Here is a 13,143-nt window from a genome sequence, read left to right on the forward strand (position 1 = left end):
TATCAGGCACTCACGAGATGCGAGATGCGCTGGCTGATGGATGCGAATGTGGCTTCCACGGACGCCTCAACCACCGAGAGCACAGGATTGGGGTCGACCTTTCGCCGCAGCAGGGTCAGGAATTCGTCCGCCATCTTCTGTCTGAGGGCTCGAAAGGCGATGCCCTTGACGCCAAGCAAGGAGCTTGACGCCGGAACGAGCGCGATGCCGAGCCTCGCACTCACCAGGTCCAGCACGCCGTGAACGGTGCTGGCCTCGTAGCGCACCCGCGGGCTGAAGCCTGCATGGATGCATGTGTGGTTCGCGTGATCGGAATACGCGACGCCCTTGTGCTGGGCAAAGGCCACGTAATCGTGCTCGGAGAATCTCCTCAGATCGATCGGTCCCGATGCACGAGGCGCGCTGCTGCTGGGAAACGCAAGGCACAAGGGGTCCTTGATCGACTTGACCTGGCAAAGCCGAGGATGGCGCGTCGTGAGGCGGACGATGCCCGCATCGATTCGCCCGGCGATGAGCGCATCGGTCTGGTCGGAACTGATCAACTCATGCAACTCGATATGGAGTCGCGGGTGTTGCTTCCTTAGCAGCCGCATGAGGGATGGCAACACGATGCTGCTGGCCGAGGGAATGAAGCCCACACCGATGCTGGACGCGCTGCCACTGTGGCTTGCCTCGCGCGCGACGTCCGCGAGGCGGGAGGCGCGCTCCAGGAGATAGCGCGCCTCGGGCAGCAGTGCCTGCCCGGCGGTCGTCAGGCGTACGCCCTTCGGGTGACGGATGAACAACGCCACCCCCAGTTCTTCCTCGAAAAGACGGATCTGCGTCGACAGCGGCGGCTGGGCGATGTTCAGCTTGACGGCCGCACGGCTCAAGTTCCCGGCCTCGGCGACCGCCGCAAAGTAACGAAGGTGGCGCAGCTCCATGGCATACCTCTCAAGTATGAAGACCATATCGATTCAATCTTTGAAGTATTTCATGGACTCCGCAAGAATTTGTGCAGCACTGCAAAAGGGAGCCCACGATGAAGACGTTCGTAGCACTGCTGCTTGCGCTCGTGACCGGTGCAACGGCAGCGGCAGGAGCTTGGCCGGCGAAGCCCGTCCGGTTGATTGTTCCGGCGCCGGCCGGCAGTTCGCTGGATGTGATCGCCCGGGTGCTGAGCGACAAGTTGCGTTTGCGCTGGAAGCAGCCCGTCGTCGTCGAGAACAAGGCGGGCGCGGGCGGCCTGATTGCCATGGATGTGGTTGCCAAGGCGTCGCCGGACGGGTTGACGTTGGGCATTGGATTCAACGGGCCCATTGCCTTTGGTACTTTCCTCTACAAGCGAATGCCGTACGAGCCGGCCAGGGACCTGATTCCCGTGGTGCTCACCACGTCTCAGCCGAATGTGCTTGCCGTGCAGGCCGAGAACCCGGCCAATACGCTGGCGGAGTTCGTGGACTGGGCAAGGCAGCAAGGCGACAAGTTCACCTACGCCTCCGTGGGGCTGGGCAGTTCCTCCCACCTCACCATGGAGCTGCTGCGCAAGAAAGCGAATCTGCGCGGCGTTCACGTGCCATATCCCGGCTCGCCGGCTGCAGGCCTGTCCCTTGCGACGGGAGAGACACAGGCGCTGTTCACGGTCGAGTCCGCTCTTCTGTCGCTGATCCAGGGCAAGCGCATCAAGCTGATCGCTGTCACCGGTGCGCATCGCTCGCCGTGGTTGAAAGACCTCCCTACGGTGGCGGAGTCCGGCTACCCCGGTTTCGAATCCCTTGCGTGGAACGGCCTCTTCGCCCCGGCCGGCACGCCAGCCGAGGTCGTTGACCGGATCAACGCCGATGTCAATGCCGCCCTGAAGGATTCCTCGGTGCAGGATCAGTTCGCGCAGCAAGGACTCGAGATCGGCGGGGGATCGCCTGCCGAGTTCAAGAGCTTCATCGCGAGCGAGCGCGTCAAGTGGGGAGCGATCATCACCGAGGCAGGCATCAAGTTCGACCAATGAGCCCGGCCACCATGCAAGCCCCGCGCAGGACCCGTGCCGCAGTCGGCCTCGAATCGGTCAACGCACCGATGCCGGTGGTGGCTTCGGACGAGGCGACGCGGATCCGCGTGAGCATCGGGGGGGCCTGCCGCCGCGCCCGCCATGCGGGCGACTGGCGCTCCAGCCATGCGTTCATGGCTTCGGGCGTGCCGGTCAGCAGCGTTCCCGAATTCGTCGGGGCGCCGCAGAGCGAAGCGATCGCGCAAAGGCGCGCAGTGACAGGACCGTCGCTGACCTGCGCTGCTGCGCGGCGCGGCCGACGGGACGGTCCCTGCGGCCCCTCTGCCGGAGGGCGCCGTGTTCTACCGCCGGCTTGCGGCGGAGTGCCGATGCCGTGCCTGCAAGCACCTCCTTCCGTTGCGTGCAGACCTTGCTGCGCCGCAGGCGCGCCTGGCGGCTGGCACGTGCTCAGGCCCGGCTCATTTTTTCATCGGCTCATTTAGAGGACAAGGGATGCCAAATCGTTACGTTGTCGACGATGCCGACGCCGCGACTTTCAGAGTCAACGCCGAAGTCTTTACCGACCGTCGGCTGTTCGAGCTCGAGAAGGAGCTCATCTTCTCCCGGTGCTGGCAGTACCTCGGGCACGAATCCGAGCTGCCGCGTCCGAACGACTTCATCAAACGCAACGTGACCGGACGCTCCGTGCTGTTCGTGCGGGACGGCGAGGGACAGATTCGTGCCCACCTGAACGCTTGCCGCCACCGCGGGACCCAGGTCTGCGCGGCCGCGAGTGGAAACCAGGTGCGCTTCCAGTGCCCCTATCACGGCTGGACATACGCGAACACCGGCGCCTTGATCGGCGTGCCCGGCATCGAGGCTTACGGCACCGGCTTTTCGCAGACCGAACTGGGCCTGGCGCCGGTCAGCCGGGTCGAAAACTATCGAGGCTTCTACTTTCTCAACTTCGCGGCCGAAGGCGAACCCCTCGACGACTACCTCGGGGACGCGCGCTATTACCTGGACCTGATCTGCGACCAGCTGGACACTGGCTGGGAAGTGGTCCACGGGTCGTACATCCACAGCATGCAGATCAACTGGAAAGTCCTCGCGGACAACAGCACCGATCTTTACCACCTGCCGTTTGCGCATCGTCGCTATCTGGATTTCCTGAGCGGCGAGGGCACCGAGGAAGCGGCGTTCAAGCGAACCGGGGCCGTCCTGCACCTGGGAGGAGGCCATGCGGTTGCCAAGAGCACGCCGCCCTCGGGCGGGCGGCCCATCGCCTGGTGGGCGCCTGCGTTTCCCGAGAGCCACCGGGAGCGCCTGGATGCCCTGAGGGCTTCGCTCTACCGGAAGTTCGGAGACCAGAAGGCGCGGGACATGTGCGAGACGAACCGCGGCCTTTTCATCTTTCCGAACCTGATCGTCAACGACAACATGGCGGTGACGCTGCGCACCTTCGAGCCGGTCGCCGTCGATCGTGTCGCCATCCACCTGTGGGCACTGGCGCCAAAGGGGGAGGACGATGCGGCCCGCAAGCTGCGACTCGATTCGCTGCTGACCTTTGTCGGACCTGGCGGGTTCGGCACGCCCGACGACGTGGAGATCCTGGAGTCCTGCCAGCGCGCGTATGCGGCCCCCGGCGCGCAGTGGAACGACCTGTCGCGCGGGATGAAGCGCGAGCAGCCCCTGCACACCGACGAGTTCCAGAACCGGATCTTCTGGCGCGAATGGGTGCGGCGCACGGACCCTGCGCTGGCGCAGGCCAACGGCTGAGCGGGAGCACGACATGCTGCACACGGAAACCGAACTCTCGCGCCTTGTCTTCGAGCACCGGCTGACCCGCTTCCTGTACGACGAAGCGCGTCTGCTCGACGAGTGGCGGCTCAAGGAATGGCTCGATCTGTTCACGAGCGACGCGGTCTACCTGGTCCCGACGACCGACCACCCCCAGCCGATGCCCACACGCGACCTCACGTTGATCCATGACGATCGCAAGCGCCTTGCCTACCGCGTCGGCCTGCTGCTCGGAGAGCGCGCCTGGGCGGAAAACCCCGTCTCGCGCACACGGCGGATGCTCAGCAACATCAGGGTCGAGCGCGAGCACGAGGGCGTCTGCCGGGTGGACTCCAATTTCTGCGTTCATCGCTTCAGGCATGGCGATGTCCAGACCTTCATCGGGCGCTACGAGCACGAACTCGCCACGGTCGAAGGGCAACTGAGGATCCGCCGGCGCACGGCGATCCTCGATCACGAGACGCTCACGCCGCACGGCATGGTCAGCATCATTCTTTAATCGTTCAGGAGCACAGCGTGTCAGGAAACACCATCGGCAAGAACTTCGCGATCACGACCTACGGGGAGAGCCACGGCGACAGCATCGGCTGCATCATCGACGGTTGTCCGCCCGGTCTGCGCATCAGTGAACAGGACCTGATGCCCGACATCGAGCGGCGCAGGACCGGGCGTTCGCGCTTCGTCAGCCAGCGCCAGGAACCGGATGCGGTGAAGATCATGTCCGGGGTACTCGACGGGGTGACCACCGGCACGCCGATCGGCCTGCGGATCGAGAACACCAACCAGCGCTCGAAGGACTACGACTCGATCAAGGACTTGTTTCGCCCGGGGCACGCGGACTACACCTACTTCCACAAGTACGGCATGCGCGAGCACCGCGGAGGCGGCCGCTCGTCAGCGCGCGAGACCGTCATCCGCGTGGCCGCCGGCGGCGTGGCGAAGAAGTACCTCTTCGACCGGCACGGCATCCAGGTGCGTGGCTATCTGGCCCAACTGGGGCCGATCCGGGCTTGCGCAGTGGATCTGGATTTCGTCAACACCAACCCCTACTTCTGTCCGGATCCGGACAAAGTCGGCGAGATCGAGAGTTTCATGGCGAGCCTGTCGAAGGCAGGAGACTCGATCGGGGCGCGCGTGAACGTGGTCGCCAGCAACGTGCCTGCCGGACTGGGCGAGCCCATCTTCGACCGGCTCGATGCCGATCTGGCCCATGCCCTGATGAGCATCAGCGCGGTGAAGGGCGTGGAGGTCGGGGCGGGATTCGGCGTCGTCGAGCAACGCGGAACGGCCAACCGGGACGAGATCACGCCCGAAGGCTTCCTGAGCAACCACGCAGGGGGCATCCTGGGCGGTATTTCGTCGGGGCAGGACGTCTGCGTCAGCATCGCCTTGAAGCCCACGGCCAGCCTGCACCTCGATGCCAGGACGATCGACACGCAGGGCCGTGCCGCGGTGATCTCCACGCACGGGCGTCATGATCCCTGCGTCGGCATACGCGCGACGCCGATCGCCGAAGCCATGGTGGCGATCGTGCTCATGGACCATCTGCTGCGCCACCGCGCCCAGAACTTCGATCGCCTCGGCCGCGATCCCTCTTTGTCCGCCCTTCAATTCCCCTTGGAGCATCGCACATGAGCCAGCACAGCAGGGCGGCATACGCCGCCACCTCCGACACGACCGCAGCCGCCAGGCATCTGGTGCAAGCGCACCCGGAATCCGGGCGGCTGCCGCGCATCGTCCTGGAGCCGGAGGACATCAGGGACTTCCTCGATGAAACCGCCCATATCACCACGCGCTCGCTCGAGTACGTGCCCTACAGCCGCTTCAACCTGACGGAAGTCGTCCAGCGCGTCTGGGGCGACGAGCTCATCCAGACCCTGTACCGGCTGATCGAGGACCGCCACAGCGGCGGCTTCATGCTCGACATCTCTGCGGCGACCACGAACGACGAGGAACTGATCCGGTTCATCACCGCGCTCGCGCATGCGATCGGAACCCCCGACAACGATGTGCTCTCGGGAAAGTTCTATGCCCGCCTGCCGGTCAGGAGCCAGGACGTGACGCCGCAAAGCAGCAATCTCTTCCAGCCCTACCGCACCTTCGGCATGCACACGGACGGTGCCGCCTCCAAGAACCCCACCACCGACTGGCTGGTCTTCGGCAAGACGCACGAGCGGCATGTCAGGGGAGGGCGCAATCGGTTGCTGCACCTCGATGACTGGCGCGACGTGCGCCAGTTTGCCGAGGCCCCCCAGGGCCGCAAGCCCTTCCTGATCGAGCTGCCGCCCGCCAACGATCCAAGGCAGCAGCAATGGGGCAACAACGTTCGCAGCGAGCCCTTGAACCGGCCGATCTTCTTTGACTGGCATGGGCATCTGTGCGCGAGATTCGCCGACCAGTTCATTTTTCCGAGGTCGATCGAGGATGCGGCGTACCTGCGTAGCTTCGTCGAATCCATCGAATCGGACCCGAAGGTCGAATGCGTGACGATTCCCGTGGGCGCCATGATGTTCCTGAACAACAACTACTGGCTGCATGGGCGCGAGGTGTTCGAGCCGCATCCCGAGCTCTATCGCGAGATCGTTCGCATGCGGGGCATGCTTCACGCGCACCAGTCCTTTCCGGTCATCAACGGAGCCGCCTGAGGATGGCCTCCATGGACATGCGCCGGGCCCAGGACAGGCCCGTGGCGATCGTGACGGGCGCAAGCCGTGGCATCGGCCGCGCCGTGGCCCGCGGTCTTGCAAGCGATGGCTATGCGGTCGTGCTGGTCGCGCGCGGGACCGGCGAAGTCGACTCGCTCGCGGCCGAGCTGGAAGCCGAAGGCGCCACGGCGATCCGTTGTCCGCTGGATGTCGCCAACGAGCAGGCGGTGGCCCATGCGGTGCGGCGGGTCGTGGACGAAACGGGACGCGTGGACGTCCTGTTCAACGGGGCGGGCATCGTCCACCGGGGAACTTCGTCCATCGCGGATGCGGACCTGCGGCGGGTGCTCGATACCAATCTGCTCGGCGCGATCAACCTCGTGCGGGCAGCGGCACCCGTGATGAAGGCCGCCCACTGCGGGCACGTGATCAACGTCGCATCGCGTTCGGCGGTCCACCCGAAGGCAGGAAACGGTGGCTACGCCGCGAGCAAGGCCGCGCTGCGCGCGTACGGCGAGGCCTTGTGTCTCGAACTCGCCAAGGAGGGCGTGAAGGTTTCGACCCTTTGCCCGAGCTACGTGCACACGGACCAGAGCGCGCGCCAGACCTGGTTGCCGGATGCGGCGAAGATTCCGCCGTCGGACCTGCATGCATGCGTGAGGTTCTTGCTGGCGCTGTCGCCGGCTGCCTCGGTGAAGGAGCTGATCGTTGACTGCAGTCATGTGGTCGCCCATGGCGAGCAGTACCTATGAGCGATGCAGTCGTCCTGATCGGCTTCAAGTCGAGCGGCAAGAGCACCTACGGCGCGATGCTCGCCAAGTCGGCGGGCGGGCGTTTCGCGGACCTCGATCGCTTGCTGGAGCAGGTGCATGCGAGCGACGGCGCAACGATGTGCCCGGCGCATCAGATCTTTCGCGATTTCGGCAGTGCCTACTTTGCAAGGCTCGAAGAGCGCGCATTGGTCGAGTATGTCCGGATGGCGGCGAACGAAGCGCCCGGAGCGAAGCGCTTGGCCGTGCTGGCGACGACCGGTGCGACCCCGCTCAGCGCGGTCAACCTGGCCCTGCTGCGACGCCTGGGGCCCGTGGTCCTGATCGATACACCGCGAGAGGTGATCCGGCAGCGATGGTTCTCGGGGCGGCTGCCGGCATTCGTCGATCCGGGCGACCCGCAAGCGTCGTTCGACCGTCTCTACGCAGAACGTGCGCCGCTCTACAGCGCGGCGGCAGACGAGGTGGTGGCCACGGCGAACAGGAGGGACGAGGAGGTGCTCGCCGACATCCTGGCCATTGCTCGCCGCGCCGGAGTGAAGGCGCAAGCTCCTGAATGAAGCAAACCGAGACGCTGCGGTCGCTGCCGATGACCGGCGCGAGCAAGGTCGTTGCGACCGCATCGATCATGCTCGCGACCATCCTGACCGGCCTGGACAGCACCATCGTGAACGTCGCCCTGCCCCAGATGCAACGGGGGTTCGAGGTGAGCCAGGATGCGGCCATGCTCGTGGTCACGTCGTACATCGTGGCGGCGGCGATCGCGACGCCGATGATCGGCTGGGTCTCCTCGCACATCGGCCGCACGCGGCTGTACCTGATCGCCATCGCAGGGTTCACCGTCAGCTCGGTGTGGTGCGGCTGGTCCGGCAGCCTGACCGAGATCGTGTGCGCGCGCGTCGTGCAGGGCTGCTTCGGTGCAGTGCTGGTACCGGTCTCGCAAGCGCTCATCCTCGACATCAATCCGCCCGGCAAGCAGGCGCAGGCGCTCGCGCAGTGGGGGGCCGGCGTGATGCTCGGCCCCATCCTCGGGCCGGTGATCGGCGGCCTGCTGACCGAGTATCACGGCTGGCCCTGGATCTTCTACATCAACATTCCCGTCGGCCTCGTGGCCTTCGCGGGCATCGCGACGCGCGCACTGAGGACGGCGCCAGAGCCCGCGAGGTCGTTCGATCTCACAGGCTTCCTGAGCATGTCGATCACCGTCGGTCTGCTCCAGCTCATCCTGGACACCGGCCAGCATGTCGGTTGGCTCGACTCGACGGCGCTCGTCTGTGCGCTGGTCGTGATGATGCTCGCGTTCGCGGTCTTCATCAGGCATACGCTGCGCGGCGGCCCGGGCGGTTTCTTCAACAAGGCCTTGCTGATGGATCGCAACTACGTGACGGGGCTGTTCTTCACGGCCGTTGTCGGCGCACTGCTCTTTTCCACGCGGGCGCTCCTGCCCCAGCTGCTGGTCAATGTGGCGGGCTATTCCGTCGCGGACGCCGGCGTGCTGATGGCGCCGACGGGCGTGGGAACGCTCGCGGCCATGTTGTTCGCCGGAAAGATCATCGCCAGGGTAGACCCGCGCCTGATGATGGCCGGTGGTTTTCTGGTGACGGGAGGAGCCATCCTGCAACTCGTGCTCTTGCGCATGCCCGTACAGGCAACGTCGATCGTCACGTCCGGGCTCGTCCTCGGCGCGGGGCTTGGCTTGATCTTTGCGCCATTGAACGCCATCACGTTTGCGACCCTGGCAGCCGGCATGCGCTCGGACGGCGCCGCCTTCTTTGCGCTGTCTCGCAACTTCGGCAGCAGCGCCGGCGTCTCATTGATGCAGTCGCTTCTGACCCACCGCACGGGAGTCAACCTCGCGAACCATGGCGCCACCGAGGCCGCGTTTTTCGCCTACCTGTTCGATTTCCGCCTGTTGCTGATCCTGAACCTCGGGGTCATCCCATTCCTGCTCTTCATGAAATACCGCCGATCGAATGCGTCGATGCGGGGAAAGGAGTGACGATCACCCAGGTGTTGTTGACCATCCGTATCAATGCAATGAGAACTCGGCCCCGTGCAAGGCGTGGACACGAGGATGCAGGCACGACTCGCACGTGCTTGAACACACGAAGCATCCGGAGCCTTCGCGGTCCGGACGTTTCCGCATGGGCGCCTCCTTGGAGGTAAACGCAGTCGTTCATCGAAAGAGCGCGAGTGCGCGCGCTGCGGGCTCCGACAGGGCAGGTACTCCAATGGCAGAAGAACTTCAGCGGTCAGATCTTCAATCGGGAGTTGAGAATGCAGAATTCGAATATGGGTGCGGCACCGGTCATCGTCCTGGATTTCGATGGCGTCATCATCAAGTCCCACATGGCAAAGCGCAGGGCCATGCTTGCCATGTTCGCCGAGTATCCAGAGAGATCGGCCGAAATCGACGCCTACATCCTCAGTCACGGCGGCGTCGCCCGGCGGGAGAAGTTGGCCGCGATACTTGAACTCGTCATCGGCACGGCCGCCACCCCAGCGCTTCTGGCGCAATACCTTTCGCGTTATGCGGTGAGCCTGGAGGCATCGCTTGCTGGCGCGCCCTTGGTGGATGGCGTGAAGGAGTTTGTGTCGCAGTGTTCCTGTCCTGTCTACATCAGCTCGACGGCGCCGGAGGCAGAGATCCACGAGCAGCTTCAGCGCAGCGGTCTGCTTCATCGCTTCATTGCCGTCTACGGAGCCCGTACCCCCAAGGCGAAGGCCTTGGAGGAAATATCTGCCCGGCATCGCGGCCGAGACATCGTCTTCTTCGGCGATTCGCTCAGCGATCTGGTCGCCGCGCAGGATGCGAAGGTTGCTTTCGTTGCGGTCACGAATGAGCGAGACAATTTCAAGGACATTGAAGTCGTGAAGCTGGGGGGCTTTGACTCAAGAGCGCAGGTGGAATGTTCGACACGCACGGCCTTGAGCAGATTCGCGATGGCATCGCACACGGCCTCGCTCCCGATGCACGCACTCTGACATCTGCCAGGGGGTACGGCTCGACGACATGCGCAAGCTCGAAGCGAAACGCCGTTGTGCGGGACGGAAGGATGAAACCGATTGCCACCCAGCAAGGCAGGAATGAACCGCACGATTTGCTGCGTTGTGTTCGAAAAGACGGCACCGCGGCCAAGCGTTGATTGCCGTCTCGCCGTGCCCCGGGGTCAGAGATCAGCGCAACTCAACGGCGCGACGACTCGGTGGCAGTGACGGCTTCCTTAACTAACTCGGTATTCGCCTACCTTGTCATGCAACTGATTGGCACGGGCGTGCGGAGCCGAATAACCCGTATGCAGTGTGCAGCTGTTGAATCTCGTCGCGGGTTTCACGAATGCATCTGTTCAAGTGCAGTGCTGGCGATGCGCCGGTTCAGTCGCTGGCGGGCATGAACAGTCCCCAATAGGAGTCCAGTGCATCCTGGCACAGACGCCACTGCCCTTTTTTCTCGATGCGCCCGACAAGAACAAGCGCAACGCATTCTGCTTGTCTGTCGTACAGGGACTCCAGGAGCCTGGACTCTTCCTCCTTGAACACATTGCCAAGGTTCAGGTGCATCTCAATGAAATGCTCAGAAAGTAAATCCTCATTACTCCCCGCGATGTACAACAGCAACGAAGGGAACACGCATCGGTACGCTTCGCTCTTGAGTTGGGAAATACTCTGCCAAGCATCGATATGCAGCTTGAGCAAAGCTGGCCAGTCGACCTCTGTCCAGAGCTTACCGGCCAGGTGGTCGTTGATGCGCGCGATGCCTTTGCCGTCGAAACCGACCGAGGCGCTTTCGGCAAAGCAGTCGAGAGGAAGTCTTTCTTCGGGAAAGTCCCCCAGTATCCTGCCGCGCAGGTACTGCTCATCAAGGTCTTTGTGGGTCATGGTGCACAGTTCTTGTACGCATTCCAGACATTGCCGGCCTGCTCCCTGTGGTTGTAGTCGCCGCCTGAGAAGCACTGGTTCATCATCTCCTCGCGCGCTCGGGCGCACTGCCCGAAAGCCTGCCGCCTTGCTGAAAGCTGGGACGGGCTCATGCCCGACTTGCAGGCACCCAACGCGTCTGCCTGCCCACATTTCTGCTTGTAGTCGTCGTGCAGTTTGTGGTAGTTGTCCGGAGAGCAGTTTCCACCATAACCGGGGCTCGTGCGGCTGTCCACGGCCGTCTTCTCTTGAATGCTTTCATTTGATCGATCCACTGACGGATGGCGTCGGCCCCATGCTGAGAGAGCACGCTGGACAGTTCTCAGGTGCTTCTCGGTGAACGTTCCTGCTGATGCAAGTTCTCGCAGCCGCTTGAGAACCTCCACGGCCGTCATTCCCCGTTGTCGCTGCAGCCAACGCGCGGGCCCTCGTCAGCGAGCACGACTTGCAGACCCGCGAGGTCCGCTTCAACGACCGCTTCCACGCCTTCTGCCGGTACTGGAAGGTGACCCCGCGGGCTTGTGCACCGTACCGCGCCCAGACCAAGGGGAAGGACGAACGCGGCGTCGGCTACGTCAAACGCAACGCCATCGTCGGACATCGCTTCGCTTCGACAGAACACCTGCAGGGGGCTGCACTATCGCTCGCACTTCTTGGACGCTGTGGCGGTGCTCTCGCCCATGCAAGGCAATTACCATGCGACGGCGATATTGCATGCGAATTTTCAGAGGAGGTCTATGAGCGCCGAAGCAGAAAAAGAACCCGTCAAGCCAGCGAGCCAAGAACCAAAATCGATTCCATGGTCCGGAATTCTCAAAGCCGCCGCCGCGATTGGTACGGCAGTGGGCGGATATTGACCTGCCCGGTTTCTCCGAGACATTGATTTCTAGGAAGATGGCTCCCGCCCGAAGAGGAGCCCATGAAGAAGAGTCGATTTTCAGAAGAGCAAATGGTCACGATCCTGCGCGAAGCAGATCGTACGACGGTGGCCGAGGCTGCCAAGAAGCACAAGGTCAGCGACGCCATCATCTATGCCTGGCGCAAACACTTCGGCCAGATGGAGGCGGCCGACGTCAAGCGTCTGAAGGCCCTGGAGCTTGAGAACAGCCGGCTGAAGAAGCTCCTTGCCGAGCGAGATCTGGACCTCGAGATCCTCAAGGAGATCAACGCAAAAAAATGGTGAGCCCGTTGGCTCGGCGCGAGCAACTGGCCTTCGTGCGCGCACGTGGCTTGAGTCTGCGCCGCGCCTGCGGGCTCATCGGCATGTCACGCGCCACGCCCAGCTACGAGCTGCGCTTGCCCGCCAAGGATGCGCCGGTGCTTGCGGCGATGAAGGAACTCTCGGCTCAGTATCCGCGCTACGGCTATCGCCGCATCCGCGTGTTTCTGCGCCGCAAGGGCTTCGAGCTGAGTTGGTCTCGCACGCACAGGCTGTGGCGCCAGGCGGGCCTGCTGGTGCCCCGGAAACGGCCGCGCAAGCGCATCGCCTCGGTGCGCCCGCGCGTTCACACGCCGTTCAAGGCCAACATGGTCTGGGCCTACGACTTCGTCTTCGACACCACGGCCAGCGGCCAGCAGATCAAGTGCCTGACTGTCGTGGACGAATACACCCGCGAGTGCCTGGCCATCGATGTGGCCGGGGCCATCCGCTCCAAGCGGGTGATCGAGGTGCTCTCGCGCTTGGTGAGCTTGCATGGTGCGCCGCTGTTCATGCGTTCGGACAACGGGCCGGAGTTTGTCAGCCAAGCCATCCTGGAGTGGATCTCAGGCTCAGGCATTGCCACCGTGCTCAACGATCCCGGCAAGCCTTGGCAGAACGGCACCGACGAGAGCTTCAACGGCAAGTTCCGCGACGAGTGTCTGTCCATCGAGTGGTTCCGTTCGCGCCGCGAAGCCGCTGTCCTGATCGAAGCCTGGCGCAATCACTACAACGAGGTACGTCCCCATAGCAGCCTGCAATACTTGACCCCGGCAGAGTTCAAACAGGAACTCCGCCTAGAACTGCAACCCGCCGTCTTCTAGGAAAAACTGTCTCGACTAAACCGAG

General features: G+C 63.6%; 13 protein-coding genes and 1 pseudogene. 11 read left to right on the plus strand and 3 right to left on the minus strand.

Annotated features, from left to right (window positions below; all coding sequences use genetic code 11):
- Positions 1-2: 2 nt before the first annotated feature.
- A complete protein-coding gene (locus tag ACTG4X_RS35030; protein ID WP_440534656.1) occupies positions 3-923 on the minus strand; it encodes a LysR substrate-binding domain-containing protein in 921 nt (306 codons plus the stop codon).
- Positions 924-1,021: 98 nt separating this feature from the next.
- Here ACTG4X_RS35030 and ACTG4X_RS35035 point away from each other — a divergent pair, with 98 nt between their 5' ends.
- The 9 genes from ACTG4X_RS35035 to ACTG4X_RS35075 all read left to right on the plus strand — a co-directional run bounded on the left by ACTG4X_RS35035 (position 1,022) and on the right by ACTG4X_RS35075 (position 10,163).
- Positions 1,022-1,984 carry a Bug family tripartite tricarboxylate transporter substrate binding protein gene (locus ACTG4X_RS35035; RefSeq protein ID WP_097201042.1) on the plus strand — a complete coding sequence of 321 codons (963 nt, stop codon included), beginning with the start codon at positions 1,022-1,024 and terminating at the stop codon, positions 1,982-1,984.
- A 492-nt stretch (positions 1,985-2,476) separates the two neighbouring features.
- A complete protein-coding gene (locus tag ACTG4X_RS35040) occupies positions 2,477-3,742 on the plus strand; it encodes an aromatic ring-hydroxylating oxygenase subunit alpha (RefSeq protein ID WP_440534657.1) in 1,266 nt (421 codons plus the stop codon).
- 13 nt (positions 3,743-3,755) lie between these two features.
- Positions 3,756-4,262: an aromatic-ring-hydroxylating dioxygenase subunit beta gene (locus tag ACTG4X_RS35045; RefSeq protein WP_440534658.1), complete on the plus strand. Its 507-nt coding sequence runs from the start codon at positions 3,756-3,758 to the stop codon at positions 4,260-4,262.
- Between the two features lie 17 nt (positions 4,263-4,279).
- The gene (gene aroC, locus ACTG4X_RS35050) at positions 4,280-5,398 is read left to right on the plus strand and encodes a chorismate synthase (protein ID WP_097201045.1); all 1,119 of its coding nucleotides are present in this window, start codon (positions 4,280-4,282) and stop codon (positions 5,396-5,398) included.
- Positions 5,395-6,408: a carbon starvation induced protein CsiD gene (locus ACTG4X_RS35055; RefSeq protein WP_440534659.1), complete on the plus strand. Its 1,014-nt coding sequence runs from the start codon at positions 5,395-5,397 to the stop codon at positions 6,406-6,408. The genes aroC and ACTG4X_RS35055 overlap by 4 nt, the downstream gene beginning before the upstream one ends.
- A 2-nt stretch (positions 6,409-6,410) precedes the next feature.
- Positions 6,411-7,160, plus strand: coding sequence for an SDR family NAD(P)-dependent oxidoreductase (locus ACTG4X_RS35060; protein WP_440534660.1), 750 nt, complete (start codon positions 6,411-6,413; stop codon positions 7,158-7,160).
- Positions 7,157-7,738 carry a shikimate kinase gene (locus tag ACTG4X_RS35065; RefSeq protein WP_440534661.1) on the plus strand — a complete coding sequence of 194 codons (582 nt, stop codon included), beginning with the start codon at positions 7,157-7,159 and terminating at the stop codon, positions 7,736-7,738. The genes ACTG4X_RS35060 and ACTG4X_RS35065 overlap by 4 nt, the downstream gene beginning before the upstream one ends.
- Positions 7,735-9,177, plus strand: a complete 1,443-nt coding sequence (locus ACTG4X_RS35070; protein WP_440534662.1) for a DHA2 family efflux MFS transporter permease subunit — start codon at positions 7,735-7,737, stop codon at positions 9,175-9,177. Before ACTG4X_RS35065 ends, ACTG4X_RS35070 begins: the two co-directional genes overlap by 4 nt.
- 278 nt (positions 9,178-9,455) lie before the next feature.
- Entirely contained in the window at positions 9,456-10,163 is a 708-nt protein-coding gene (locus ACTG4X_RS35075) for an HAD family hydrolase (protein WP_143696842.1), read from the plus strand.
- Between the two features lie 390 nt (positions 10,164-10,553).
- On the opposite strand, the gene ACTG4X_RS35080 is transcribed toward ACTG4X_RS35075, so the two are convergent.
- Positions 10,554-11,057: a hypothetical protein gene (locus ACTG4X_RS35080; protein ID WP_440534663.1), complete on the minus strand. Its 504-nt coding sequence runs from the start codon at positions 11,055-11,057 to the stop codon at positions 10,554-10,556.
- Positions 11,054-11,332, minus strand: a complete 279-nt coding sequence (locus ACTG4X_RS35085) for a hypothetical protein (RefSeq protein WP_440534664.1) — start codon at positions 11,330-11,332, stop codon at positions 11,054-11,056. Before ACTG4X_RS35085 ends, ACTG4X_RS35080 begins: the two co-directional genes overlap by 4 nt.
- Positions 11,333-11,511: 179 nt before the next feature.
- Between ACTG4X_RS35085 and ACTG4X_RS35090 the strand changes: the two are divergent.
- Positions 11,512-11,709 (plus strand): annotated as a pseudogene (locus ACTG4X_RS35090) (IS21 family transposase); the annotation flags it as partial.
- 306 nt (positions 11,710-12,015) lie between these two features.
- A protein-coding gene (locus tag ACTG4X_RS35095; RefSeq protein ID WP_440534665.1) for an IS3 family transposase occupies positions 12,016-13,118 on the plus strand; the annotation gives its coding sequence in 2 pieces (ribosomal slippage) (positions 12,016-12,274 and positions 12,274-13,118; 1,104 coding nt in all).
- Positions 13,119-13,143 lie beyond the last annotated feature (25 nt).

It is taken from the genome of Variovorax sp. YR566 (assembly GCF_051992195.1).
GTDB lineage: Bacteria > Pseudomonadota > Gammaproteobacteria > Burkholderiales > Burkholderiaceae_C > Variovorax.